The sequence below is a fragment of the Streptomyces sp. NPDC043812 genome, assembly GCF_056436245.1.
The window spans coordinates 37051-62228 of record NZ_JBWKCY010000003.1 but is presented as its reverse complement, the minus strand read 5'-3'; the positions used below and the strand labels follow the sequence as shown (position 1 = coordinate 62228).

Sequence of the window (25178 nt, the reverse complement as noted above, 5' to 3'; positions counted from 1 at the left end):
GATGCCACGGCCGCCGCCCCAACGACCGGGCGCGGGCGTGACCGAGGTCCTTGTGCAGGCGGTGCAGAACGGTGAGTGCGTCTTCACGTCCACGGTGACCATGCGTCCGTCCTGACGGCCCCCCGCGCGGGCGTCCCCCTTCCGCCAGGCACCCCCGGCGCCACGGGCCGTCAACTCGCTTGCGGACGGTCGTCGAAGCGGCCTAGCGTCACCGGGCGATCCACGCTCTCCCGCTTCCTCCGCCCTGACCCATGGAGCTGCCTTGACCCTCCGCGTGACCCCACTGACCGACCCAGGGAGCGGCCCGTCCGGCCGGCGTCTCGTCTGGCTGGCCTCCGGTGCCGACGGTGCTCCCGTCGGATCGGCGTTCCTGCGGCTGTCCGGCAGGCCGGGACAGGAGCACGTGGCCGAACTGGAGCTCCACGTGCATCCGGCCGAGCGCGGCAGGGGTGTCGGGACGCGTCTGCTGGACGAGGCCGTGGACGCCGCCCGCGAGGACGGCCGCCGCTCGATCGTCACCGAGACCGCGTCCGGCTCGCCCGGTGAAGCGTTCCTGTCGCGCCGGGGTTTCCGCGAGGTCCTGGGCCTGACCTTCGCCCGGCTTCCGCTCGCGGGGAAGGACACCGCGGCTCTGGAGGCGATCCTTGCGCACATGCCGCCGGGCTACCGGCTGGTGTCGTGGGAGGGCACGGTTCCCGATGCCTTCGCCGAGACGTTCGCGCGTTCACGCCGCGCCATGGACGACATGCCCATGGGGGAGACGGACTTCGTGGCGGAGGTCTGGGACGTGGACCGCGTCCGGGAGGTGGCCGAAGTCATCGCGCGGCGCGGGGAGCTGCTGCACACCGTCGCCGCCGTCGACGAGTCCGACGGCTCGATCGCCGGTTTCACCGAACTGGTCGTCCCCGGCGACGGCAAGGGCGACGGACAGCACTACGGCACCGGTGTGCTGCCCGAGCACCGAGGGCACGGCCTCGGACGCTGGATGAAGGCCGAGTCGGTGCGGCATGCCCGCGAGCGCCACCCCGGCCTCGGCGGTCTGCTCACGGACACCGCCGACAGCAATCGGCACATGCTGGCGATCAACGACGCGCTGGGATACGTGCCGACGCACCGGCGGATCGTGGCCCAGCGGGATCTCGCGGAATAGCGGCGCGAGGGGAGGCCGCGGGCGGACAAGGTATGGCCGAAAACCATGCCTTGTCGGCCCAGGGTCATGGCCCAACAATGCGCATGACAAGTTCGAAGTCATCACTTCGGCCACTCACGTCGCATTGAGGGGACCCCCACATGAACAAGCCTCTCGCCGGCACGCTGCTCGCACTCGCACTCCTCGGAGTGGGCGCCGCGCCCGCAGTCGCCGCCGAACCCGCGCCCGAGCGGGAACCCGCCGCGAGCGTCAAGGCGGTGGACTTCGCCGGCACCGTCGCGCTCAGCAACTGCTCCGGCTCCGTGGTCCGTACGGCCGCCTCCCAGCCCGGCGACCCCGCGCTGGTGCTGTCCAACGGCCACTGCCTGGAGACCGGATTCCCCGACCCCGGCGAGGTCCTGGTCGACCAGGCGTCCTCGCGCACCTTCAGCCTGCTCAACTCCGCCGGCACCCGCGTCGCCACCCTGCGCGCAAGCAAGATCGCGTACGGGACGATGACCGACACCGACGTCTCGCTGTACCAACTCACCAGCACCTACGGCCAGATCGAGTCCAGCTACGGCATCAAGGCGCTGGAACTGAACGCCGCCCGTCCCGCGCAGGGCGCGGCGATCAAGGTCGTCTCCGGCTACTGGAAGCGCATCTACAGCTGCGACATCGACGGCTTCGCGTACCGCCTCAAGGAGGGCTCCTGGACCTGGAAGGACTCGGTCCGTTACACCTCCAGCTGCAACACGATCGGCGGCACGTCCGGTTCCCCGGTCGTCGACAACGCCACCGGCAAGGTCGTCGCGGTCAACAACACGGGCAACGAGAGCGGCGGCCGCTGCACGGACAACAACCCGTGCGAGGTCGACGAGAACGGCAACGTCACGGTGCGCGAGGGCATCAACTACGGCCAGCAGACGTACACCCTGGCGGCCTGCATCGGCCCCGGCAGCCGGATCGACTTCAACCGCGCGGGGTGCACGGTGCCGAAGCCGTAGGTGCGTGACGGCCGGGTCCGGGGGTGTCCTTGGGTCTGGCCGGGTCGTCCGCTCGGCGCGCGCGGCCCCCACGCCACGCTCGCGGGTCGGGCGGACCCCGGTAGTCCAGGACGCCACGTTCGCGGACCGGGCGGACCCCGGTAGTCCAGGACGCCACGCTCGCGGACCGGCAGACGCGAAGGGCCCGGCGGCATTCGCCGCCGGGCCCCTCTGGCGATCGGGCTACGCCCCGCTCGCCTTCAGCATGTCCTCGCGCTCCACGAGCTTCACGCGCTCACGGCCCTGCGGTTCGCCGAGCGCCTTCTCGGCCGCGTCCAGCTTGTACCAGCCGTCCCACGTGGTGAAGCGGATGTTCCGGTCCGCGAGGAACGAGTCCACCGCCTCCGGCTCGGGCGAGGCCGGCGTCTGCAGGCGGCCGTTCGCGTAGTCGGCCAGCAGGTTGGAGACCGTCTCGTTCGCGTCGCCCTTGGTGTGGCCGATCAGACCGACCGGGCCGCGCCGGATCCAGCCCGTCACGTACGTGGAGGCCATGTGCTCGCCGGTCTCCTCGATCACCCGGCCGCCCTCGTCCGGGACCGTTCCCGACTCGACGTCCCACGGCAGCTTGGGCAGCTCGTCGGAGAGGTAGCCCACGGCCCGGTAGACGGCGGTGACGTCCCAGTCGTGGAACTCGCCCGTGCCCTTCACGTTGCCCGTGCCGTCGAGCGCGGTGCGCTCGGTGCGCAGGCCCACGACCTTGCCGTCCTCGCCGAGGATCTCGGTCGGCGACTCGAAGAAGTGCAGGAACAGCTTGTGCGGGCGCTCGCCGACGTCCCGGATCGCCCAGTTCTCCAGGGTCTTCGCGACCATGTCCGCCTGCTTGTTGCCGCGGCGGGTCTCGATCGATCCCTCGTCGTAGTCGATGTCCTCGGGGTCGACGATGACCTCGATATTGGGGGAGTGGTCGAGCTCCCGAAGCTCCATCGGGCTGAACTTCGCCTGCGCGGGACCGCGCCGCCCGAAGACGTGGACCTCGAGGGCCTTGTTCGCCTCGAGTCCCTCATGGACGTTCGGCGGGATCTCGGTCGGTAGCAGCTCGTCGGCCGTCTTGGCGAGGATGCGCGCCACGTCGAGTGCGACGTTGCCGACACCGAGCACGGCGACCTTCTCGGCCTCCAGGGGCCAGGTGCGCGGCACGTCCGGGTGCCCGTCGTACCAGGACACGAAGTCGGCCGCACCGTAGGAGCCGTCGAGCTCGACCCCGGGTATGTCGAGCGCCCGGTCGGCAGTCGCGCCGGTCGAGAAGATCACCGCGTCGTAGAAGGCGCGCAGATCGTCGAGGCTGAGGTCGTTGCCGTAGTCGACGTTGCCGAAGAGGCGGATCTGCGGCTTGTCGAGCACCTGGTGCAGGGCTGTGATGATGCCCTTGATCCGCGGGTGGTCGGGGGCGACGCCGTAACGGATCAGTCCGAAGGGCGCGGGCATGCGCTCGAAGAGGTCGATGGAGACGCCGGGGTCGGTGGCGGCCACCTCGGACTTCAGCAGCGCATCGGCGGCGTAGATTCCGGCGGGGCCGGCTCCGACGATGGCTACCCGCAGGGGGCGGGGCATGTTCAGGTTCCCTTCGAGCGGCGACAACTGGCTCGTCGGTAACCCTAAACAAAGGCAAGCCTAAGTCAGTACCCGGTCCCACTCTATGAGCTCATAAGGCCGGCTTATGGGCACTCAAAGGTCTGCTTGATGAACGCGTCCCACGCGGTGGTGGAGGGGAGCAGGACGGGGCCGGTGGGGTTCTTGCTGTCCCGCACGGGGACGACGCCGGGGACGTCGTCGAGGATCTCGACGCAGTTGCCGCCCTCGCCGTTGCTGTAGCTGCTCTTGCGCCAGGGGGCGCCTGCGAGGTCGAACGTCACCTCGACGCACTCGCCGCCGTTGGCGTCGCTGTAGCTGCTCTTGCGCCAGCGGGCCCCGCTCAGGTCGTACTCCTGCATCGTCTGTAGTCCTCCGCCGCCGACTCGATCAAGGCCAGGGACGCCTCCGGCGGCATCGCGGCGGCCCTGAGCAGATCGTAAGCCGCCTGGGTGCGCTTGACCACGGCCGGATCGTCCAGCAGATTCCCCGAATACACGGCTTCTGTATAGGCAGTTGGCGGCGCGTCCTTGAACTCCATCAGCCGCACCATCTTGCCCATGAGCGGGTAGGCCCCCGCCGCGTACGGCAGCACCTGGACCAGGACCTTGCGCTCGCGTGCGAGCGTCACGATGTGCTCCAGCTGGTCGGCCATGACGGCCGGACCACCGACGGGGATGCGCAGCACCGACTCGTGCAGGATCGCCCAGTACGCGGGGCGGTCGTCGTGCTCCAGGATCCGTGCGCGGTCCAGCCGTGCGCGGATCTTCTCCTCGATGGTGTCGTCCCGCGTCAGTGGGTTGTCCGCGAGCATCATGGAGCGCATGTACGTGGCCGTCTGCAGCAGGCCGGGCACGAGGGTGGGTGCGAAATCGCTCAGCTTCGTCGCCAGCGACTCCAGCTCGGCCGCCGCGGCGAAATACTCCGCGTACCGGCGGTCATTGATCAGCTTCCGGCACATCCGCTCGAAAATACCGTCGGTTTGCAGTATCTCGTCGATCCGCTGCGCCACGTCCAACTGCGGTTTCCGAATAGCCTGTTCGAATTGGCCGATGTAACCGCCCGAAACGAACACCCGACCGCCCAGCTCCTCCTGCGTGAGCTTCGCGACCTCGCGCCGGCGCTTCAGCTCGGCGCCGAAGAATTCCCAGGCCGCCTGACGTGGAGCTTTGGCCATGGATCAACCCCCTTGCTCAGCTGCCCAGTTGTAGTGGGCACACCCTTGTTCAGCGTACTCAGGCGACGTCACGCTCGTCTCAGGAAACGTGAACTCGGGGCGGATAGGGAAACAATGCCGAGCAATGAAAAAAACCGGCACGCGAGCATGTGCATGCAAGAGGCGGAGGAAGCCGTGAACAATTTGCGAGCAGCCCTGAAACGGTCGGGCATCACACTTCCGTCCCTGCGTATCGAACCCACCTCCTACGCCCGGGACACGCCGTGCCCGCTCGTCGAATTGGGGCGCTGCTCGGTGGACACTGTCCGCCTGATCGCGGCAGCTCTGCCCAGGGAAGGGGGCCGTACGCCATGACCCTGCCCATCGGTACGTACGTCGTCGACACCCGCACCGGTCGTGTGGGGCGGTTCATGGGGCCGGCGGGTCCGTTCCTGTGTCTGAGACCCGTCGGGGGCGGCCGGGAGTGGGAGTGCGCCCCGGAGGAGGTCCGCCCCGCGACCGCGGCGGAGCGGATCAGTGCGACGACGGCGTACGTGAACGCCCGCAGCCGGGGCGAGCTGCCCTGACGGTCAGCCGCTGCGGCCGGTCGTGCGCTCAGGCTGCCCGGGTCAGTAGTAGCCGGTCTCGCCGTCGAGCAGCTCGCGGATCGCGTCGAGGTGGCCCGCGTGGCGGGCCGTCTCCTCGATCATGTGGATGATCATCCAGCGCAGCGACGCGGCGGCGGAGCGGAAGTCGGGGTGGGTGCCGACGACGTCGAGGGAGTGCGTCGCGATGATCTCGTCCGATATCGCGCACTGCTTCTCGTACTCGTCGAGGAGCTGCGCCAGGGGGATGCCCTCGACCCGCATGTCGGCGTCCTCGGGCTCTTCCAGGAACTGCGGGCCGTCGGCCGGGCGGCCGAGGAACAGCACCTCGAACCAGGTCTGCTCGGCCCACCGCAGATGGGAGATGATGCCCGCCACGGTCATCAGCGGCGAGGAGGGCAGCACGGCGCGGTGGGCGTCCTCCTCGGACAGGCCCTCGCACTTGTAGTGGATGATCGCGCGCTGCATTTCGTACCAGCCGGTGAGCAGGGTCCGCTCGTCCGCGGTGAAAGGGGGCCGGGTGCGTGAAGGCGTCATGGGCGCGGACGGTAGCGCAGTGGGCACAGCGGGGGCGCGCCAATTTTCGTGCGTGCCGGGGGCGGCCGTGTACGCGGGTCGCGGTCGCGTACCGATCCGCACAGGCGCGCCGATCAGACCCCGGCGGCCTTCCTCCGGTGTGTGAGCACCACATGGGCCACGACTCCGAACAGCAGCCCCCAGAAGGCCGATCCGATGCCGAACAGCGTGAGCCCGGACGCCGTGGCGAGGAAGGTGATCAGCGCCGCCTCGCGGTCCTTCTCCTCCTTCACCGCGCCCGTCAGACCGCCGGCCAGCGCCCCGAGCAGGGCCACACCCGCCACCGCTGCCACCAGCTCCTCGGGCAGCCCCGCGAAGAGGGCGACCAGCGTGGAGCCGAAGGCGCCGATCAGCAGGTAGAACGCCCCGCAGGAGACGCCCGCGACGTATCGGCGGCGCGGGTCGCGGTGGGCTTCCGGGCCGGTGCAGATCGCGGCGGTGATCGCGGCCAGGTTGACGGCGTGCGAGCCGAACGGCGCCAGCGCCGTGGACACGAGCCCCGTGGAGCCGATCAGGAGACGGTCCTCGGGTTCGTACCCGGAGGCGGTGAGCACCGCCATGCCGGGGGCGTTCTGTGATGCCAGCGTCGCCAGGGTCAGCGGCACCGCGATGCCGACAAGGGAGGCGACGGAGAATTCCGGCGCGGTGAACACCGGGCCGGCGAGCTCGATCCGGTCCACAGGGATGTCGAGGCGGGAGGTCGCCGCGGCGGCGGCGACGCCCGCGGCGAGGGCGACCAACACGGCGTACCGGGGAAGCAGCCGCTTCGCGACCAGATACGCGGCCAGGACCGCACCGGCGATCCACGGCGCCGTCTTCAACGACGTGAACACCCCGGTGCCGAACGAGAACAGGATGCCCGCGAGCATCGCCGAGACCACGGCGCCGGGTATCTGCTTCATCAACCACCCGAAGACACCGGTCAGACCGACCAGCGTGATCGCCAGGCCGGTGACGACGAACGCGCCGACGGCCTCCGCGTACGAGTACGCGCCCAGGCTGGTGACCAGCAGCGCGGCGCCCGGGGTCGACCAGGCGGTGATCACCGGCATCCTGGTGCGCAGACTCAGTGCGATGCAGGTGAGGCCGCTGCCGATGGAGACGGCCCACACCCAGGAGCTGGTCTGCGCGGTGTCGAGCTTTCCGGCCGATGCCGCCGCCAGCACGATGACGAGCGGGCCCGAGTACGAGACGACGACGGCCACGAACCCGGCGAGGACCGCCGACAGGGAGGCGTCGCGCAGCAGGCCGCGCGGACCGGCGGCCGAGTCGCCGCCTTCCGGGGGTTTCTCCGGCGCACCGGTCCCGGGGGTACGGGTGTCTGAACTCAACTGTCTTCCTTCGCGGCCCTGTCCAGGGCCTGTTCGAGGTCAGCGACGAGCTCCGCCGGTTTTCCAGACCATTGGACAGCCGGAGAATGTCTGTCGGCGAACCGAATCTTCAGGATTGCGGCCTGCCAGTTTTCAGGTGAACGGAACTCTCCGGAACTATTTGGTCCAGCCAGATGAACAGGTTGTCCAGCATCGGATCGCAGACTTCTTCCGCTGTCGCCAGAATTCAAACCGTTGAATACGGGGCAGTGCGCAGCACAAAGTGCCGCTGTCGCGGTTTTTCCCTTGGCTTTGATCGGCCGGTGTGCAGGTCGAGCGCACGCTACGCAGGAGGACTTTCCCCGTCCCCCGTTCGCCGTGAACCCCCGTTCTTGTGGCCCTCAGATCCTGCCATGAACGGGAGCGGAACGTAAAGGTCATTCCGGAACGCGAGAAGGTTGAACTCTGAAATTCGGTCCACCCGGGCGAGCCGCCAATTCCGCTGTTACGGCCGGGTCCCGCGGCAGGAGCTCGACCGGTCGCGTTATGCCCGGGTCATGGTGACCCGCCAGTTCGGCGGGTGCGGAACGTGACCGGCAGGGCTTCCAAGGTCGCGGAGTTCTGTACGCCCCGTGATCCGAGTGCCCAGCCTTGGACTGGCAACGCCCAGCGCGATGGCCACCTGGCGCACTCTCGCCGTCGGAGCCCTCCGCACGGCCGGAGTGAAGAACAGCGCGGCCGGCCACCGCCGCAATGCCCGCGACACTCGCCGCCCCTCACGCTCCTCGGCCTTGAATGATCACGAACCGGACACTGTGCGACTGTGCCGAAGTCCTGCTGATCTCACCCATAAGCAACCCGGAGGAATGCGACGAATTCGACCGCTAGATGACAGAGTTTCTTCAAATTGGCTCGAATTCCTTGACGCTCAAGGTTCGTGAAATTACGGTGCGTATCGCAGTGGGTCCCATTCATTCGACGGGGCATGGTCGAAAGTGCCGGATGGTATTCGCATCACAAGGTGCACTCGTCATGCCCTCTGATTCGCTCATCGACGAAGGGAAGATAATGCGCAATGTGATCAAGAAAGCATGGGCGGTCGCCCTGGCAATGACGGCACTCACGGCAATTGCCGTTGCCGGGGCTGGTCCGGCGGCTGCGGCAGACATGGGCGCCGCCTCAACTCAGGACGAGTGTAGTTGGGCCCCCTGGGACTGGGACGACTGCATCATAGAATTTCCGTGACGAATTTGCTGGACGTCGGAGATGACCTGTGGAGGTCTCGGCGAATGTGCGCTGCCGCTCTCCGGGGTGCAGGGCTTCGGCGTAGTCGCACAACGTCCGGTTCGTGATCATTCAAGGCCGAGGAGCGTGAGGGGCAGCCCTTGGCGTCCCCGGCGAAGTGATGTCGCGGAGGCAGGCACGGTCTTCCACCCGGAGCGCGGGGCGTAAGAACTCCATGATCTTGGAAGTCGTGCCTGTCACGTCCCGGTGCACTGTCGAACTGGCAGATCATCATGAACCGGGCATCACCCGCACGCGGACGGCGGCCGGACCGACTACCCACGCCGGGGGCCATGCCAAGCCTCTGCGGGGCGGGACAGGCCCGAGGGGTCCGGCGCCGTCCCCCGTACGGGAGAATGGGCCCATGAGCCTGTTCCGTGATGACGGCGTCGTCCTGCGCACCCAGAAGCTGGGTGAGGCGGACCGCATCATCACCCTGCTCACACGCGGTCATGGCCGGGTGCGTGCCGTCGCGCGCGGAGTGCGTCGCACCAAGTCCAAGTTCGGCGCCAGGCTGGAGCCGTTCTCCCACGTCGATGTGCAGTTCTTCGCCCGCGGCAGCGAGCTGGTGGGCCGGGGGCTGCCGTTGTGCACCCAGTCCGAGACGATCGCCCCCTACGGCGGCGGCATCGTCACCGACTACGCCCGCTACACCGCCGGCACCGCGATGCTGGAGACCGCCGAGCGGTTCACGGACCACGAGGGCGAGCCGGCGGTCCAGCAGTACCTCCTCCTGGTCGGCGCCCTGCGCACCCTCGCCCGCGGCGAGCACGCGCCGAATCTCGTTCTCGACGCCTTCCTGCTGCGCTCCCTCGCCGTCAACGGCTACGCGCCCAGCTTCGACGACTGCGCGCGCTGCGGACTGCCCGGCCCCAACCGCTTCTTCTCCGTCGCCGCGGGCGGTGCCATATGCGGCGACTGCCGGGTGCCCGGCAGCGTCGTACCCTCTGCGGAGGCCATCGCTCTGCTCAGCGCGCTGCTCACCGGCGACTGGCCCACGGCGGACGCGTGCGAGGCTCGCCACGTCAGGGAGGGCAGCGGGCTGGTGTCCGCCTATCTGCACTGGCATCTGGAGCGCGGCCTGCGTTCCTTGCGATACGTAGAGAAATAGGAGATGTGAGCCGCATGGCACGACGCGGAATCCTGGGCCGGTCCCGCCGCGAGTACAAGGTCCCCGAGCCGCACCCCTCCGGCGCGCGCCCGCCCAAGATCCCGGGCGAGCTCGTGCCGAACCACGTGGCGTGTGTCATGGACGGCAACGGCCGCTGGGCGAAGGAGCGCGGTCTGCCCCGCACCGAGGGCCACAAGGTCGGCGAGGCCGTCGTCCTCGACGTGCTCAAGGGCTGCCTGGAGATGGGCGTCAAGAACCTCTCCCTCTACGCCTTCTCCACCGAGAACTGGAAGCGCTCGCCGGACGAGGTCCGCTTCCTGATGAACTTCAACCGCGACGTCATCCGCCGCCGCCGCGACGAGATGAACGAGCTCGGCATCCGTATCCGCTGGGTCGGCCGGATGCCCAAGATGTGGAAGTCCGTCGTCCAGGAACTCCAGGTCGCCCAGGAACAGACCGTCGACAACGACGCGATGACGCTGTACTTCTGCGTCAACTACGGCGGCCGGGCGGAGGTCGCGGACGCCGCGAAGAAGATCGCGGAGGACGTGGCGGCGGGCAGGCTCGACCCGTCGAAGGTGAATGAGAAGACGTTCCAGAAGTACCTGTACTACCCGGACATGCCGGATGTCGACCTGTTCCTGCGCCCCAGCGGTGAGATGCGCACGTCCAACTACCTGATCTGGCAGAGCAGTTACGCGGAGATGGTGTTCCAGGACGTGCTGTGGCCGGACTTCGACCGCCGCGACCTGTGGCGCGCCTGCCTCGAATACGCCCGGCGTGACCGCCGCTTCGGCGGCGCGATCCCCAACGAGGATCAGCTGGACGCCGGGACGGCCGGCTGAGCTCCGCCTCCCGGGAGCCGTTAGGGTCCCGCCCATGGATCATCAGGGACGGGACACCGATCGGGTCATGGATGCGGTCGAGCTGGTCTACCGGCCGACACGCGCCGACATTCTGACGGCCGTGCGGATACGGGAGGGGTACCGGCGGCTGACGTGGCTGCGCCGCGTGTTCGCCGGCGTCCTCGTCTGCCTCGGCCTCCTGCCGCTGGCAGCCCCCGCCTCGCAGGGGCCGGCCGTCGTGCCGGTGCTGGCCGGCCTCCTGGTGTGGTCGATCCCGCACCTGTACACCTTCCAGGCACTGCGCATCGTCCAATGGCAGGGCGAATACCGCTCCACGGTGACCGAGGACGCCGTCACGGCGGAGAACGACCACTGCTCGCTCACCCAGCGCTGGACACTCTTCCGCGGCTACCGGGAGACCGACGAACGTTTCGTCCTGCTCAGCCGCGACCGCGGCGTCATGTGGGTGGAGGTCCTGCCCAAACGGGGTCTGCGGGACCCACGGGACGCCGACCGGCTGCGGGCGACGCTCGACCGGCACCTGAAGAGGCTCTGAGGCCCCACGGGCAACCCGCGCCCCCGGCACGGGGATTGACCGTGCCGGTCGATACGATCACGGCTCATCACCGGACCGGGAGGAGCCGTGGCAGAGGTGCACCAGCAGGACGACGAGGCGGTGGAACTCGTCTACGAGACCACCACCGCCGACATGACGGCGGCGCTGAACGCCCGTATGCGCGCCACCCCCGGCGGCCGTCGCCTGAGTCGTCTGATGCTCGGTGCCGGAGTGTTCGGCATCCTCTGCCTCGTCATGATCGTCGCCCTGGGGGAGCGGGACGTCACGGCCCTGGCACCGGCTGCCGTGCTCATCGTCATCGGCTTCGGCGGCACGCGCGGCCTGCACCTGCTGCAGGGACGGCAGCTCCAGCAGATGGCTGCCCGCCAGGGTGAGTTCCGGGCCGTCGCCGGCGCCGACGGCGTCCGGCTCACCACCCGCGACAGCGACGCCACCAGCAAGTGGGCGCTCTTCCCGCGCTACGCGGAGACCGACGGCCTGTTCGTGCTGCTCACCGGCGACAAGCACGGCGTCGGCGTCATGATCCTGCCCAAGCGCGGCGCCCCGGGGCCGGAGGGCGTCGAGCGGCTGCGCATCCTCCTCGACCGGAACACCCGGCGCGCATGACAGCGGTGCCCGGTCGCACGACGCGACCGGGCACCGGCACTGCCGAACAATCCGCGGCTACGAATCCGCCGCCGCCGCGCAATCCGCGCACGTACCGAAGATCTCCACCGTGTGCGCCACATTCACGAATCCGTGCTGCGTCGCGATCATCTCGGCCCACTGCTCCACGGCAGGGCCCTCGACCTCCACCGCCTTGCCGCACATCCGGCAGACCAGGTGGTGGTGATGGTCGTCCGTCGAGCAGCGGCGGTACACCGACTCGCCGTCGCTGGTGCGCAGCACATCCACCTCGCCCGCGTCGGCGAGCGACTGCAGGGTGCGGTACACCGTCGTCAGACCCACGGAGTCGCCGCGGTGCCGGAGCATGTCGTGCAGCTCCTGGGCGCTGCGGAACTCGTCCACCTCGTCGAGCGCCGCCGCCACCGCGGCACGCTGCCGGGTCGACCGGCCTCGCACCGGGGCGGTGTTCCCGCCGGTTGGCGCCGTGGTCACAGGTGCCTCCTTGCTTTGCCCGCACACATGTCGGGCCATTCTGCCAGGCCCGCGCACGGGCCCGGTCCGTGCTCAGACCTTGACGTCGTCTCCCGGCCGTCGCGTACCCGGCGTGTCCACCGTGCACTCGGAGCCGTCCGCAGCAGCCGGCTCTGCCCGCAGGCGGGCCAGCGGCACCGCCAGCGCGGTCAGCACGAGGAAGACCGCGATGGCCAGCAGAACAATGGTCGCTCCCGGCGGCACGTCCCGGTAGTACGAGGTGGAGGTTCCCGCCAGCGCGACCGCCACCCCGATGGCCACCGCCAGCGTGAACGTGGTGCGGAACGACCGTGTGACCTGCTGCGCCGCCGCCACCGGCACGACCATCAGGGCGCTCACCAGCAGCAGGCCCACGACCCGCATCGCGACGCTGACGGTGACCGCGGCGGTCACCGCGACCAGCAGATTCAGCGCCCGCACCGGCAGACCGGTGACCCGCGCGAACTCCTCGTCCTGGCTGATCGCGAACAGCTGCCTGCGCAGCCCCAGCGACACCACCACCACGAATGCGGCCAGCAGCGCGATCGCCGTCAGATCCTCCTCGGACACCGTGGACAGCGATCCGAACAGGAATGAGCTGAGACTCGCCGTCGACCCCGTGTCCGAGATGTTGATCAGCATCACGCCGCCGGCCATACCGCCGTAGAACAGCATCGCCAGCGCGATGTCACCGCGGGTACGGCCGTAGGCGCGGATCAGCTCCATCAGCACCGCGCCGATGACCGAGACGAGGGTCGCCATCCACACCGGGTTCGTGGACAGCAGAAAGCCGAGGCCGACACCGGTCATCGCGACATGGCCGATTCCGTCGCCCAACAGCGCCTGCCGGCGCTGGACGAGGTGGATGCCGACCGCGGGGGCGGTGATGCCGACCAGCAGCGCCGCGAGCAGTGCCCGCTGCATGAAGGCGGATTCCAGAATTTCCATGATCAGGTCAGCAGTCCCGTGCGGAGCGGCTCGTCCGCCGCATGCGGATGTACGTGGTCGTGGCCGGGCAGGGCGTGCTGGCCGACGGCCTCCGGCGGTGGCCCGTCATGGACCACGCAGCCGTCCCGGAGCACCACGGCCCGGTCGATCAGTGGTTCCAGCGGGCCCAGCTCGTGCAGCACCAGCAGCACCGAGGTGCCGCCCGCGACCTGCTCGCGCAGCGTCGACGCAAGGATCTCCTGGCTCTCCAGGTCCACGCCCGCCATCGGCTCGTCCATGATCAGCAGGTCCGGCTCGGAGGCCAGTGCCCGCGCGATCAGCACCCGCTGGTGCTGGCCGCCCGACAGGGCGGTCACCGAGTCCTTCGCCCGGTCGGCGAGACCCACCAGGGCGATCGCCCGCTCCACGGCCGCCTTGTCCGCGCGGGAGGTGAGACGGAAACGGCTGCGCGACAGACGCCCCGCGGACACCACCTCGCGCACGGTCGCCGGCACTCCGCTGGCGGCCGTGGTCCGCTGGGGCACGTAGCCGACCCGCGCCCACTGCCGGAAACGGTGCAGCGGCGTGCCGAACAGCTCGATCGTGCCGTCGGTCAGCGGCACCTGGCCGATCACGGAGCGCACCGCCGTCGACTTGCCCGAGCCGTTGGCGCCGAGCAGGGCGACGACCTCACCGCGTCCCACGGCGAGATCGACACCGCGCAGAACGGGCCGGGAGCCGAGCGTGGCCCGGGCCCCGCGGACGGATATGACCGGATCCGTGACGGACGCCATGACGGGTGCCTCCGTTGCGTGCGTGGTGGCTGTCGGGTCGTGCGGGGTCACTTCGCGCCGAGCGCCTTCTTGAGCGCGGCGAGGTCGGCCCGCATGACCTCGATGTAGTCGTCGCCCTTGGAGCTGTCGGTGATTCCCTCCAGCGGATCGAGGACGTCGGTCCTGAGGCCGGTGTCCTCGGCGAGGGTCTTCGCCGTCCTGTCGCTCGCGAGCGTCTCGAAGAAGACGGTGGAGACCTTCTCCTTCTTCGCGATGGTCTGCAGTTCCTTGATCCGCGCCGGGCTGGGCTCGGACTCGGGGTCGAGACCGGCGATGCCCTCCTGGTCCAGGCCGTAGCGCTCGGCGAGGTAGCCGAAGGCGGAGTGCGTGGTGATGAAGGTCTTCGTGGCCGAGTTCTTCAGGCCCTGCTCGAAGTCGGTGTGCAGCGCGGTCAGCTTGGCGACCAGTGCGTCGGTGTTCTTGCCGTAGTCGGCGGCGTGCTCGGGGTCGGCCTTCTCCAGCGCGGCGCCGACGCCCTTGGCGACCTCGGCGTACTTCACCGGGTCGAGCCAGATGTGCGGGTCGCCGCCGGCCTCGCTGCCGTGGTCGTGCCCCTCTTCGTGGCCGGACTCTTCGTGGCCGGCGCCGTGGTCGTGGCTGTGGCCCTCGGCGCCGTGCTTCTCCAGCGTCGTCAGGGTCGCGGCGTCGACCTTGTGCTCGGCACCGGACTCGGCGATGGCGTCGTCGACGGCGGGCTGGACGCCCTTGAGGTAGAGGATGAAGCCGGAGTCGTTCAGCTCGGCGGTCTGGCGCGGCTTGAGCTCCAGGTCGTGGGGCTCGATGCCCGGCTTGGTGAGCGTGGTGACGGAGACGTTCGCGCCACCTATCTGCTCGGCGAGATACTGCATGGGGTAGAACGACGCCACGACCTTCAGCCTGCCGTCGCCGCTGCGCTCGGCAGCGTCGGAGGTGGAGCACGCGGAGACGGCCATGAGGCCGAGCGTGACCGCTCCGGCGACGGTGGCGGTGGGTATGAGGCGTCGTACGTTCATGACAGTCATTTTCAACAAAGACGGAAACGATTGTCAATAAACCCAGTGGCCCGCCCCTTACGCCAACCGATTTGATCCCGGGGGTGCGGCCGCCGGTAACCTGAAGCATTCTCCGTTCGTCGTCGTCGTAATGAAGAGAGCACCGTGGCCGCCGACAAGATCGACACCATCGTCAACCTGAGCAAGCGCCGTGGCTTTGTCTACCCGTGCAGCGAGATCTACGGTGGCCAGAAGGCCGCCTGGGACTACGGGCCGCTGGGTGTCGAGCTCAAGGAGAACCTCAAGCGCCAGTGGTGGCGCTACATGGTCACCTCGCGTGAGGACGTCGTCGGTATCGACTCGTCGGTGATCCTGGCCACCGAGGTCTGGGAGGCCTCCGGCCACGTCGCCACCTTCACCGACCCGCTCACCGAGTGCACCTCCTGTCACAAGCGCTTCCGCGCCGACCACCTGGAGGAGGCGTACGAGGAGAAGCACGGCAGGGCCCCCGCGAACGGCCTCGCCGACCTGAACTGCCCCAACTGCGGCAACAAGGGCACGTTCACCGAGCCCAAGAACTTCTCCGGCCTGCTCTCCACCCACCTCGGCCCGACGCAGGACTCCGGCTCGATCGCTTACCTGCGCCCGGAGACCGCCCAGGGCATCTTCACCAACTTTGCCCAGGTCCAGCAGACTTCGCGCAAGAAGCCGCCGTTCGGCATCGCGCAGATGGGCAAGTCCTTCCGCAACGAGATCACGCCCGGCAACTTCATCTTCCGCACCCGCGAGTTCGAGCAGATGGAGATGGAGTTCTTCGTCAAGCCGGGCGAGGACGAGAAGTGGCAGGAGTACTGGATGGAGCAGCGCTGGAACTGGTACACCGGCCTGGGCCTGCGTGAGGAGAACATGCGCTGGTTCGAGCACCCGCAGGAGAAGCTCTCCCACTACTCCAAGCGCACGGCCGACATCGAGTACCGCTTCCAGTTCGGCGGCAGCGAGTGGGGCGAGCTGGAGGGTGTCGCCAACCGCACCGACTTCGACCTGAGCGCGCACTCCAAGGCGTCCGGCACCGACCTGTCGTACTTCGACCAGGAGGCCGGCGAGCGCTACACGCCGTACGTCATCGAGCCCGCGGCCGGTGTCGGCCGCTCGATGCTCGCCTTCCTCCTCGACGCGTACAACGAGGACGAGGCCCCCAACGCCAAGGGCGTCATGGAGAAGCGCGCGGTCATGCGCCTCGACCCGCGCCTCGCGCCCGTCAAGGTCGCCGTCCTGCCGCTGAGCCGCAACCCCCAGCTCTCCCCGAAGGCCAAGGGGCTCGCCGCCGACCTCCGGCAGAACTGGAACATCGAGTTCGACGACGCCGGCGCCATCGGCCGCCGCTACCGCCGCCAGGACGAGATCGGCACCCCGTACTGCGTCACCGTCGACTTCGACACCCTCGACGACAACGCGGTGACCGTGCGCGAGCGCGACACCATGAAGCAGGAGCGTGTCTCCCTGGACCAGATCCAGGGCTACCTCGGCAGCCGTCTGCTCGGCTGCTGACCTCTGCCACCGAGTACGTAACAAGCCCCCGGTACCTCCCGCGGAACCGGGGGCTTGCTGCACACTGGGCCCCACGCGTACCCGCAGCGCCAGGAGGCACGGATGCCGTCCATGACCACCAGCAAGGTCAGCAGATGGGACCAGCACGGACGCGCACACGTCGTGCAGGTCAAAAAGGCGGGCGTGCAGCGGCAGTTGACGTGCGACACCTGCGGCTGGCGCAAGAACGCCCAGTTCCTGCCCTGGCTCAAGGCGGAGGAGCACCTCGCCGAGGCGCACCAGGCGACGGTGGACCCGGCGGCCGGGGAGTCCTGAACCGGGTTTCGCGGCCGGGCCGCAGAGCTACGGCGGACGCGGGGCGGCCTCGTCGGCGTGCCATCCGGGTGGCGGGCGGAAAACCAGGTGCCTTCACCACCCGCGGCGCGATACCGTCCCTGGCATGTCTTCGTTCTTCCAGATCTACGAGTGAGAGGGCGGCGGTCCCACCGCCCCCGTCCGACGTTTCCGACAGTCATTTCTCACCCCGATGGGAGAACCCCATGGCCAAAGGCCGGAACAACCTCCTCGGCGTAGGCGGACAGCGCAAGAAGCTGTCCCGCGCCGACCAGCAGGCGGGCGGCCACGCGCGCACCGCCGACCGCAAGACTGCCGCCGAGCAGAAGCAGGAGCTGCTGCGCAAGATGCGTGAGCGCGCCCAGGGCGCGGCGGAGCAGCCGAAGGCCGAGGACGACAAGGCCTGACCGCACGACACAGGGGCCCGGACCGCAGCACGCGGTCCGGGCCCCTGCCTGTGCGGTCCCGACGGCCTCAGGGGGCGGTGAAGCGGGTCGCGACCGGAACCAGGTCTCCGTTCTTGGCGATGCCGACCGCCCACAGGTCCCCGCTGCCCGGGACGGTGGTCACACCGCGGACGACGAGGGACGGATCGGCGGCCCGCACCCATTGGCGGCCCTTGTCGTCCCACCGGAGCGCCAGCGACACGGCGCCCTTGCCGCCCACCGCCCACAGGGTGCCGTCCCCGGCGCGGGCGACCGACCGCAGGCGGCCGTCGGCGACGTCGGGGGTGGCGACGGCGGTCCACCGGGTGCCGTCCCAGTGCGCGGCGAACGGACGGTCGGCCGCGCCGGAGTTCGCACCCCCCACCGCCCACACGTCGTCGGCGGCGAGCGCGGTGACGCCGGTGTACCAGCGGTGCTCGCCGTCCCTGCCGGCGGGTGCCTCGACGCGGGTCCAGGCGGTGCCGTCGAAGTGCAGCAGCAGCGCGCTCTGTTCGGTGCCGCCGGTGGCGAAGGCGGTGCCCACGGCCCAGATGTCGTCGGGGGCGAGCACGGAGATGCCGGTCAGTTCGCCCTTGCCGACGTCGGGGAGGCTCTGGTGGCGCCAGGCGGTGCCGTCCCAGGACTGCACGGCGGGCACGCCGTTCTTCACGGACTGCGGCACGGCGCGTCCCACGGCCCAGGCGGTGCCGTCGGAGGCCACGGCCACCGCGTCGGGGGTCACCAGGCCGCCGGGATCGCGGGCGAAGGCGTGCGCGGTCCAGGCCGTACCGTCCCAGTGCGCGGACGAGGTGCCGACGGTCCAGATGTCGGTGGCCGACCTCACGGCGAGGGCCTGCGGGAAGGTGCCGGCCGGAAGCGTGGACTCCTGGCGCCAGGCAGTGCCGTCCCAGCGCAGGGCCACGGCGTCGGCCTGGCCGTTGGTGTTGTCCTTGAGCCGGTAGCCGACCGCCCATGCCTGCGTTCCGCCGAGCGCGGCGACGGCCGTGATGTCGCCCTTGGCCACGGGTGTGGGCGTGGTCTGCCACTGTCCGGCCCGTGCCGCGGCCGCGGCCGGTGCGACGGTGCCGTCCGCGGTGTCGGACGGCGTGGTGGCCCAGCCCGAACCGGCGACCACCAGACCCCCGGTGGCGATGGCGCCCGCGGCCAGCGCGGCGATCAGGGGCTGCCGCCGCATGCGGGGCGGCCGGGACGACGGGGTCGTGTTCATCGCGGTGTCCTGGCTGTCGGCGGGGTTCGGACCGAGGTCTTGATGACGAAGTCGAACGCGCCGGTGTACCGGCCGTCCTGGGGCGCCGCGAGCGTGATCGTGCACGCGCGGTTCAGGATCCCGTCCTGGGCGTTGAGCGCGGCGAAGTCCCTGCCGTACGCCTCGGTGTCGTCGGGGAAGTAGAGCTGGGTGATCAGCACGGGCCCGCCGGGCGCCTGGACCTGAGCGTGGATGTGCGGGGTGCGGCGCCCCCAACGTCCCCAGTAGTCACGGGGGATGACGGTGCCCAGCCGGAACGCCCCCCGTTTGTCGGTGTACTGGTGGCCGCGCAAGGAGAACCCGGTGGTGTCGTAGTCGCCGTTCTGGTCGCACTGCCAGAACTCGAGGAGCGCGCCCGCCACCGGGACGCAGGCGGTGTCGTAGACGACGCCGGTGAGGTCGAGCCGCACGCCCTGGACGGCCGGGGTGAGGAAGGTGGTGCGCTCGGGCGACTCGGGCTTGAAGAGGGGACCCTCCATCGCCGCGGGCGTCTCGTGCCCGTCGCAGGCGGGGGTCACGGCCAGAGGGCGGCCCTCCGCCCGCGCCTGCTGCACCTGCGTCATGCCGGCGGCCGCCGGCACTGTCCGTGGCGCCGCCGCTGCGGCGGCACCGGATGCCGCCAGGGCCGCGGCGGTCACTCCCACCGAACTCGTCCTGATGAACGCCCTCCTGGAGCTGGAGTGTCCCTCGGTGCCGGTGGGGCCGTCGCCCGCGTCGGTCTCGTGCCGCATCGCGTCTCCTTGCCGGAATGGTCCGCAGGGCATTCCGTGGGGGAAGGCTCCGCTTCTGGTCGCGGCTCCTCGGAATGCCCTGTTCCGATCAGCCTGGACGCAGGCGGCGGTGCGCGGATCGGTCGTACGACCGCCGGCTCGGCAGCGTTACGAAACGCCGCCCGGTGTCCCGTCCGGCTCCTGTCCCCTGCCGTCCGGGTGCCGCGCCTGTGCCACCCACAGCGCGATCCGGGTGCGCGAGCGCAGGCCCAGCTTGTCGCGCACATGGTCGAGGTGCGTGGAGACGGTGCGTGCCGACAGGTCGAGCCGCTCGGCGATCTCACGGTTCGTCAGCCCCTCGGCGACGAGGGCGGCGACGGCCGCCTCCCGGCCGGTCAGTGGCGGGGCGCCGTGGACGACGGGGGCGGCGGCGGTGCCGTCGAGCGCGTGCCCGAGGAGGGTGCGCCACTGCAGGCGCCGGCCCGCAGCCAGCGCGGCCTTGCGCGCCGCCCGCGGCAGTGCGGCTCCCGCACGCTCCGTCGCCGCCGCGACCTGCTGCTGCCAAGCAGCCTCCGGTTCGGTGTCGAGTCGTCTGCGGGCCTCGGCGGCGGCCGCGAACAGCCTCAGCGCGCGCCGCACATCGCCCTGTTCGGCGGCGACGACCGCGATCCCTTCCAGCGGATACAGCGCATGGAAGCTCCTGCCGGGGACGGCACGCAGCGCCTCCGCGAACAGGGCGCGGGCAGCGTCGAGGTCCCCGAGTGCGAGCCGCGTCGCGCCGGCCGTGTGCAGTGCGGCGGACGCCCTGCACCAGGCGGGCTGCCGTCGCAGCAGCGGCAGACAGGACTCCATGAGTGCGTCGGCCTCCGAGGCCCGGCCGGTGTGCAGCAGCGCCCAGGCCAGGTGGTGGCGGCACCAGGCGGTGTCGTCCGGGCGGCCGACGGCGGTGACGATCGTCAGGCATTCGGTGAAGTCGGCCACGGCCCGGTCGAACGCGCCACGGGCCAGGTGGGCCGCGGCGCGGGCGTCGAGGGCGTTGGCGAGCCCGGCCGGATCGTCGCGCTGCCGCTCGGCGGCCACGGCCCGTTCGGCGAAGGCCAGCGCCGCGCGGGGATCGGCCTGCTGGCAGGCGGCACGCGTCGCCAGGGCGAGGGCCGCTCCGCCCGGCAGGGTGTGCTCACCGCCGCCCTCGTCGACGAGCCCGGCGAGCAGCGCACGGGCAGCGGCAGGCTGCTCCTGCTGGAAACGCACCCGCGCCAGGGCGAGGGCGAGCCGCGGCGGCGGGGCGCCGTCCCGGGCGGTGGTGTGGGCGACGGTCGCGGCCAGGTTCTCGTGCTCGACGGTGGTGGGGCGGCCGGTCTGGTCGGCGAAGACCTGGTCGGCGGCGGGCTGCAGCAGTGCCGTGAGCCAGGCGACCGCGCGCTGCCAGGTGGCCTCGAATTCGCCTGCCTCGGCGAGCCGCTCTGCCGCGTAGGCGCGGATGGCGCGCAGCTGCCGGAATCTCGCTCCTCCCGAGGCACCGATGCCTCCTTCGTCGCCGTCGGGCACGCGCACGATCAGCGATTTGGCCTCCAGCGCGCACAACAGCGGCAGGACGTGGTGGGGCGGGACGGTGTCGCCGCCGCAGACCGCTGCCGCCCCGGCGGTGTCGAAGCCACCCGAGAGCACGGCGAGTCGGCGGAAGAGCGTCTGCTCCCGCGGGTCGAGTAATTGATGGCTCCAGTCGATGGCGGCCGCGAGTTCGCGATGGCGCCCGGGACCGGTTCTGCTGCCGTCCGTGAGCAGGCCGAGCTGGTCGTCGAGGCCGGTCAGGATGGAGCCGAGCGGCAGCGAACCGGTCCGGCGGGCGGCGAGCTCGATGGCCAGCGGCATGCCGTCGAGGCGGTGACAGATCTCGGCGACTGCCCGGGCGTTGTGGTCGTCGAGTGCGAAGCCGGGCGAACAGTGGGCGGCACGGTCCGCGAACAGCCGGACGGCGTCCGATCCTGCGACGACGGCCGCGGTGCCGGCACCGGCGGGCGGCAGGGACAGCTCGCCGAGACGGACGACGGTTTCGCCGGGGACTCGCAGCGCCTCCCGCCCGGTGGCGAGGATGCGCAGCCGGGGGCACCGGCCGAGCAGTTCGGCGGCCAGCCGGGCGCACGCATCGGCCAGATGCTCGCAGTTGTCCAGGATCAGCAGGCAGGCGGTGTCGCCGAGGGCGTGGACGAGGACGTCGGTGCCGGTGCGGCCGCCTCGCTCGCCCGCGTCGAGAGCGGCGGCCACGGCCTGCGGCAGCCGGGCCGCGTCATGGAGCGAGTCCAGGGCGACGAACCGGATGGGCGCCGCCCCGCGCAGGGTGCCCGCCGCCTCGACGGCGAGACGGGTCTTGCCCACGCCGCCGGGCCCGATGAGGCTGACCAGCCGCGCGGTGGACAGCAGGCCGCGCAGCCGGACGAGTTCGCGCTGCCTGCCGACGAACGCGTCGAGCGCGCGCGGCAGCGACGAGCCGGCCGGCGCAGCACGGTCGGACTCCGGAGCCTCGTGGGACGGCGGCGTGGACGACGCCCGGCTGGCCGGGGCAGGGGCGCTCCCACCTTCGGCGGTGCCGGCCGGCCGCGCGGCGTCCGGCAGGGACGCGCCGCGTGACGGAGGTCCGGCCGCCGCGGGGGCCGTGTGTCCCCGTCCCGAGCGCTGACGGAAAGCGCGCTGGCGACAGGCGTTGGAACAGTAGCGGGCGGGCCTTCCGCCGCGGGCGTCCGCCGTCGACGGGCCGGCCAGTCGGCTCCCGCACATTTCGCACGTACGACTCGGGCTCACCCCGGCATCCTCGCGGAGCACACCACAGGGCACCACCGCGTCGGGACAAGGGTGATCGACGCCCCACTGCTGTGCGTTCCCTGTGGACGGCGGCGTCCTCCACGGCGCGCGGGCCACCAGCCCTCCCCGATGGCGGCAGCGGCGTCGGGACACAGGTCGTCGGAGAGGTAAATACCGAACATAACCCCACGCAAGGGATAGGTTTCCATCTCGTCGGATGGGTGATGCGGTCCCGCTCGCCCTTGAGCGAGTGGGACGAGCCGGATGGCAGAGAGCACACCGAAGACGGACCGCGCCGAAGACCCCGCCCCCGCCGTCAAGCTGACCCTGATGACGCTCACCGCGATGGTGGTTGGCTCGATGGTCGGCGCCGGCGTCTTCTCGCTGCCGCGACGGTTCGCCCAGGAGACCGGGGTCGCCGGAGCGCTCATCGCCTGGGCGATCGCGGGCACCGGCATGCTGATGCTGGCGTTCGTCTTCCAGTCGCTGGCCGTGCGCAGGCCGGACCTCGACGCCGGTGTGTACGCCTACGCCAAGGCCGGGTTCGGCGAATACCTCGGATTCTTCTCGGCGTTCGGCTACTGGGCGAGCGCCTGCGTCGGCAACGTCACCTACTGGGTCCTGATCATGTCGACGGTCGGTGCCGTCTGGCCGGCCCTCGGCGACGGCGACACCGTGCTCGCGGCGGTGCTCTCGTCCTTCGGGCTGTGGGCGTTCTTCCTGCTGATCCGGCGCGGGGTGAAGGAAGCCGCGGCGATCAACCGCATCGTCACCGTCGCCAAGGTCGTGCCGATCATCGTCTTCGTCATCCTTGCGCTGTTCTGGTTCGACGGGCCGGTGTTCGCCGACAACTGGGGCGGGGCCGACTACGCGGGCTCCCTGTTCAACCAGGTCCGCGGCACCATGCTGGCCACCGTCTTCGTCTTCCTCGGCGTCGAGGGCGCCAGCGTCTACTCCCGGCACGCCAAACGCCGCGAGGACGTCGGCCGCGCCACCGTCCTCGGCTTTCTCAGCGTCTTCGCGGTCTTCGCCTCGGTCACCATCGTCTCGTACGGGATCATGCCGATGAGCGAGATCGCCGAGCTGCGCCAGCCGTCCATGGCCGGTGTCCTGGAGTACGCGGTCGGCACCTGGGGCCAGGTGTTCATCAGCGTCGGACTGATCGTCTCGGTGCTCGGCGCGTACCTCGCGTGGACGCTGATGGCCGCCGAAGTGCTGTTCGTGGCGGCCAAGGACGATGACATGCCGCGCTTCCTCGGCCGTGCGAGCGCCGCCGACGTCCCGGTGCCGGCGCTGGTGATGACGACCCTGCTCAGCCAGGTCGTGCTGGTCGTCACCCTCTTCTCCGACGACGCGTTCAACTTCGCCCTGGACCTGACGAGCGCGCTGACCCTCATCCCGTTCCTGCTCGCGGCCGCGTTCGCCGTCAAGGTGGGGCTGCGGCAGGACCCCGCGACCGAAGGCGGCCGCAGTTCGCGGCGGGAGCTGACGATCGCCGTCGTCGCCACCCTCTACACCGCGTTCCTGCTCTACGCCGCCGGGCTCAAGTTCGTCCTCGTCTCGTTCATCGTCTACGCCCCGGCCACGTTCCTGTTCGTCAAGGCCCGCCGGGAGCAGGGCAAGAAGCTGTTCTCCCCGGGCGAACTCGTCATCTGCGCCGTCTCCGTCGCCGGTGCCGCCGTCGGTGTGATCGCACTGGCGGCCGGCTGGATCAGCCTCTGAACGCCCCCGGATCCACGATTTCCAGAAAGGTTCCCCACCATGACGAGCGACAAGAGCGGGGCCGCGGCGCGGCGGCTCGGTGTCCATTCGGAGGTCGGCAGGCTTCACAAGGTCCTGGTGTGCGCGCCCGGTCTCGCGCACCGCCGGCTGACCCCGACCAACGCCGACGACCTGCTCTTCGACGATGTGATGTGGGTGGACAACGCGCAGCGTGACCACGCCGACTTCGTCAACAAGCTCCGCGAGCGCGGCGTCGAGGTCGTCGAACTCCACGACCTGCTGGCCGGGACCATGGCGATCCCCGAGGCCAGGTCCTGGCTCCTGGACCGCAAGATCGTTCCGAACGAGGTCGGTGTGGGTCTCGTTGACTCCACCCGTGCCTTCCTGGAGACGCTGGAGCCGCGCCGGCTGGCCGAGGTGCTGATCGGCGGACTGGCCACCGCCGACCTGCCCGACGAGTACCGGCCGGACTATGTCGCGCTCGCCCGTGAGTCGACCGGCGTCCGCGAGTACCTGATGCCGCCGCTGCCGAACACCCTCTACACCCGGGACACCACCTGCTGGTTGTACGGGGGAGTGACGCTCAACCCGCTGTACTGGCCCGCCCGGCACGACGAGACGCTGCTGATGAAGGCCGTCTACCGCTTCCATCCGGACTTCGCGGACGCCTCCGTGTGGTGGGGCGATCCCGAGCTCGACTGGGGCCAGGCCACGTTCGAGGGCGGCGACATCATGCCCGTCGGCAACGGCGTCGTCCTGATGGGCATGAGCGAACGCACCTCACGTCAGGCCATCACCCAGGTCGCCGCCTCCCTGTTCGCGAACGGCGCCGCCGAGCGTGTCGTCGTCGCCGGCATGCCCAAGCTGCGCTCCGCGATGCACCTGGACACCGTCTTCACGTTCGCCGACCGGGACATCGTCACCCTCTATCCGAGGATCATGGACGCGGTGCACACGTTCTCGCTCCGCCCCTCCGACAAGGCACCGGGCATCCACCTCACCGACGAGGGGAGTGCCGCGTTCACCGACGTCGTCGCCGAGGCGCTGGGGCTGCCGAAGCTGCGGGTGATCGAGACCGGCGGCGACGTCTACGCCTCCGAACGCCAGCAGTGGGACAGCGGCAACAACGCCGTCGCGCTGGAGCCGGGCGTGGTCTTCACCTACGACCGCAACACCCAGACCAACACGCTGCTGCGCAGGGCGGGGGTCGAGGTGATCACCATCGTGGGCGCGGAACTGGGCCGCGGCCGCGGCGGCGGCCACTGCATGACCTGCCCGCTCGTACGGGAGCCCGTCGACTTCTGAGGCCGGCCGGGGCC

General features: G+C 70.3%; 25 protein-coding genes. 13 read left to right on the top strand and 12 right to left on the bottom strand.

Annotation, left to right across the window (positions count from 1 at the left end; translation table 11 throughout):
- Positions 1 to 262 precede the first annotated feature (262 nt).
- Together AC067Z_RS05360 and AC067Z_RS05355 are read left to right on the top strand one after the other, a co-directional pair.
- Complete coding sequence (locus AC067Z_RS05360) at positions 263 to 1150, top strand: N-acetyltransferase family protein (RefSeq protein ID WP_478788117.1); 888 nt, start codon at positions 263 to 265, stop codon at positions 1148 to 1150.
- A gap of 140 nt (positions 1151 to 1290) precedes the next feature.
- A complete protein-coding gene (locus AC067Z_RS05355) occupies positions 1291 to 2136 on the top strand; it encodes a trypsin-like peptidase domain-containing protein (protein ID WP_478788116.1) in 846 nt (281 codons plus the stop codon).
- Between the two features lie 222 nt (positions 2137 to 2358).
- Here AC067Z_RS05355 and AC067Z_RS05350 read toward each other — a convergent pair whose 3' ends face one another.
- From AC067Z_RS05350 to AC067Z_RS05340, 3 genes are all read right to left on the bottom strand, one after another.
- Positions 2359 to 3726: an FAD-dependent oxidoreductase gene (locus AC067Z_RS05350; RefSeq protein ID WP_478788115.1), complete on the bottom strand. Its 1368-nt coding sequence runs from the start codon at positions 3724 to 3726 to the stop codon at positions 2359 to 2361.
- A 104-nt stretch (positions 3727 to 3830) separates the two neighbouring features.
- On the bottom strand, positions 3831 to 4106 hold the full coding sequence (locus tag AC067Z_RS05345; protein ID WP_478788114.1) for a DUF397 domain-containing protein: 276 nt from the start codon (positions 4104 to 4106) through the stop codon (positions 3831 to 3833).
- Positions 4088 to 4921: a helix-turn-helix domain-containing protein gene (locus AC067Z_RS05340; RefSeq protein WP_478788113.1), complete on the bottom strand. Its 834-nt coding sequence runs from the start codon at positions 4919 to 4921 to the stop codon at positions 4088 to 4090. The genes AC067Z_RS05345 and AC067Z_RS05340 overlap by 19 nt, the downstream gene beginning before the upstream one ends.
- Positions 4922 to 5271: 350 nt before the next feature.
- On the opposite strand from AC067Z_RS05340, the gene AC067Z_RS05335 reads away from it, so the two are divergent.
- Positions 5272 to 5487 (top strand): hypothetical protein, encoded by a 216-nt coding sequence (locus AC067Z_RS05335; RefSeq protein WP_478788112.1) that lies wholly within the window; start codon positions 5272 to 5274, stop codon positions 5485 to 5487.
- A gap of 42 nt (positions 5488 to 5529) precedes the next feature.
- Here the strand turns inward: AC067Z_RS05335 and AC067Z_RS05330 are convergent, their stop codons facing one another.
- Entirely contained in the window at positions 5530 to 6042 is a 513-nt protein-coding gene (locus AC067Z_RS05330) for a DinB family protein (protein ID WP_478788111.1), read from the bottom strand.
- A 113-nt stretch (positions 6043 to 6155) separates the two neighbouring features.
- The gene (locus AC067Z_RS05325; protein WP_478788110.1) at positions 6156 to 7412 is read right to left on the bottom strand and encodes a benzoate/H(+) symporter BenE family transporter; all 1257 of its coding nucleotides are present in this window, start codon (positions 7410 to 7412) and stop codon (positions 6156 to 6158) included.
- An 867-nt stretch (positions 7413 to 8279) separates the two neighbouring features.
- Here AC067Z_RS05325 and AC067Z_RS05320 point away from each other — a divergent pair.
- From AC067Z_RS05320 to AC067Z_RS05300, 5 genes are all read left to right on the top strand, one after another.
- Positions 8280 to 8636 (top strand): hypothetical protein, encoded by a 357-nt coding sequence (locus AC067Z_RS05320; RefSeq protein WP_478788109.1) that lies wholly within the window; start codon positions 8280 to 8282, stop codon positions 8634 to 8636.
- A 403-nt stretch (positions 8637 to 9039) separates the two neighbouring features.
- Positions 9040 to 9786 carry a DNA repair protein RecO gene (recO, locus tag AC067Z_RS05315; RefSeq protein ID WP_147986374.1) on the top strand — a complete coding sequence of 249 codons (747 nt, stop codon included), beginning with the start codon at positions 9040 to 9042 and terminating at the stop codon, positions 9784 to 9786.
- A 14-nt stretch (positions 9787 to 9800) separates the two neighbouring features.
- Positions 9801 to 10631 (top strand): isoprenyl transferase, encoded by an 831-nt coding sequence (locus AC067Z_RS05310; protein ID WP_478788108.1) that lies wholly within the window; start codon positions 9801 to 9803, stop codon positions 10629 to 10631.
- 34 nt (positions 10632 to 10665) lie between these two features.
- Positions 10666 to 11187, top strand: a complete 522-nt coding sequence (locus AC067Z_RS05305; RefSeq protein WP_478788107.1) for a YcxB family protein — start codon at positions 10666 to 10668, stop codon at positions 11185 to 11187.
- 87 nt (positions 11188 to 11274) lie between these two features.
- The gene (locus tag AC067Z_RS05300; protein ID WP_478788106.1) at positions 11275 to 11814 is read left to right on the top strand and encodes a YcxB family protein; all 540 of its coding nucleotides are present in this window, start codon (positions 11275 to 11277) and stop codon (positions 11812 to 11814) included.
- A 57-nt stretch (positions 11815 to 11871) separates the two neighbouring features.
- Here AC067Z_RS05300 and AC067Z_RS05295 read toward each other — a convergent pair whose 3' ends face one another.
- The 4 genes from AC067Z_RS05295 to AC067Z_RS05280 all read right to left on the bottom strand — a co-directional run bounded on the left by AC067Z_RS05295 (position 11872) and on the right by AC067Z_RS05280 (position 15076).
- On the bottom strand, positions 11872 to 12306 hold the full coding sequence (locus AC067Z_RS05295) for a Fur family transcriptional regulator (protein WP_478788105.1): 435 nt from the start codon (positions 12304 to 12306) through the stop codon (positions 11872 to 11874).
- A 72-nt stretch (positions 12307 to 12378) separates the two neighbouring features.
- The gene (locus AC067Z_RS05290; RefSeq protein WP_478788104.1) at positions 12379 to 13272 is read right to left on the bottom strand and encodes a metal ABC transporter permease; all 894 of its coding nucleotides are present in this window, start codon (positions 13270 to 13272) and stop codon (positions 12379 to 12381) included.
- 2 nt (positions 13273 to 13274) lie between these two features.
- A complete protein-coding gene (locus AC067Z_RS05285; protein ID WP_478788103.1) occupies positions 13275 to 14045 on the bottom strand; it encodes a metal ABC transporter ATP-binding protein in 771 nt (256 codons plus the stop codon).
- A 47-nt stretch (positions 14046 to 14092) separates the two neighbouring features.
- Entirely contained in the window at positions 14093 to 15076 is a 984-nt protein-coding gene (locus tag AC067Z_RS05280) for a metal ABC transporter substrate-binding protein (protein ID WP_478788102.1), read from the bottom strand.
- 144 nt (positions 15077 to 15220) lie between these two features.
- On the opposite strand from AC067Z_RS05280, the gene AC067Z_RS05275 reads away from it, so the two are divergent.
- The 3 genes from AC067Z_RS05275 (at position 15221) to AC067Z_RS05265 (ending at position 17343) form a co-directional block, all read left to right on the top strand.
- Complete coding sequence (locus AC067Z_RS05275) at positions 15221 to 16603, top strand: glycine--tRNA ligase (RefSeq protein WP_478788101.1); 1383 nt, start codon at positions 15221 to 15223, stop codon at positions 16601 to 16603.
- Positions 16604 to 16705: 102 nt separating this feature from the next.
- Complete coding sequence (locus tag AC067Z_RS05270; protein ID WP_478788100.1) at positions 16706 to 16918, top strand: hypothetical protein; 213 nt, start codon at positions 16706 to 16708, stop codon at positions 16916 to 16918.
- A gap of 224 nt (positions 16919 to 17142) precedes the next feature.
- A complete protein-coding gene (locus AC067Z_RS05265; protein ID WP_478788099.1) occupies positions 17143 to 17343 on the top strand; it encodes a DUF6243 family protein in 201 nt (66 codons plus the stop codon).
- A gap of 67 nt (positions 17344 to 17410) precedes the next feature.
- Here the strand turns inward: AC067Z_RS05265 and AC067Z_RS05260 are convergent, their stop codons facing one another.
- The 3 genes from AC067Z_RS05260 to AC067Z_RS05250 form a co-directional block, all read right to left on the bottom strand.
- The gene (locus tag AC067Z_RS05260) at positions 17411 to 18589 is read right to left on the bottom strand and encodes a hypothetical protein (RefSeq protein WP_478788098.1); all 1179 of its coding nucleotides are present in this window, start codon (positions 18587 to 18589) and stop codon (positions 17411 to 17413) included.
- Positions 18586 to 19359, bottom strand: a complete 774-nt coding sequence (locus AC067Z_RS05255) for a dioxygenase family protein (RefSeq protein WP_478788097.1) — start codon at positions 19357 to 19359, stop codon at positions 18586 to 18588. Before AC067Z_RS05255 ends, AC067Z_RS05260 begins: the two co-directional genes overlap by 4 nt.
- A 147-nt stretch (positions 19360 to 19506) precedes the next feature.
- On the bottom strand, positions 19507 to 22137 hold the full coding sequence (locus AC067Z_RS05250; RefSeq protein WP_478788096.1) for an ATP-binding protein: 2631 nt from the start codon (positions 22135 to 22137) through the stop codon (positions 19507 to 19509).
- A gap of 264 nt (positions 22138 to 22401) precedes the next feature.
- Between AC067Z_RS05250 and AC067Z_RS05245 the strand changes: the two genes are divergently transcribed.
- Positions 22402 to 23859 carry a basic amino acid/polyamine antiporter gene (locus tag AC067Z_RS05245; RefSeq protein ID WP_478788095.1) on the top strand — a complete coding sequence of 486 codons (1458 nt, stop codon included), beginning with the start codon at positions 22402 to 22404 and terminating at the stop codon, positions 23857 to 23859.
- Between the two features lie 39 nt (positions 23860 to 23898).
- Positions 23899 to 25164, top strand: coding sequence for an arginine deiminase (locus tag AC067Z_RS05240; protein WP_478788094.1), 1266 nt, complete (start codon positions 23899 to 23901; stop codon positions 25162 to 25164).
- The last annotated feature ends 14 nt before the right edge of the window (positions 25165 to 25178 follow it).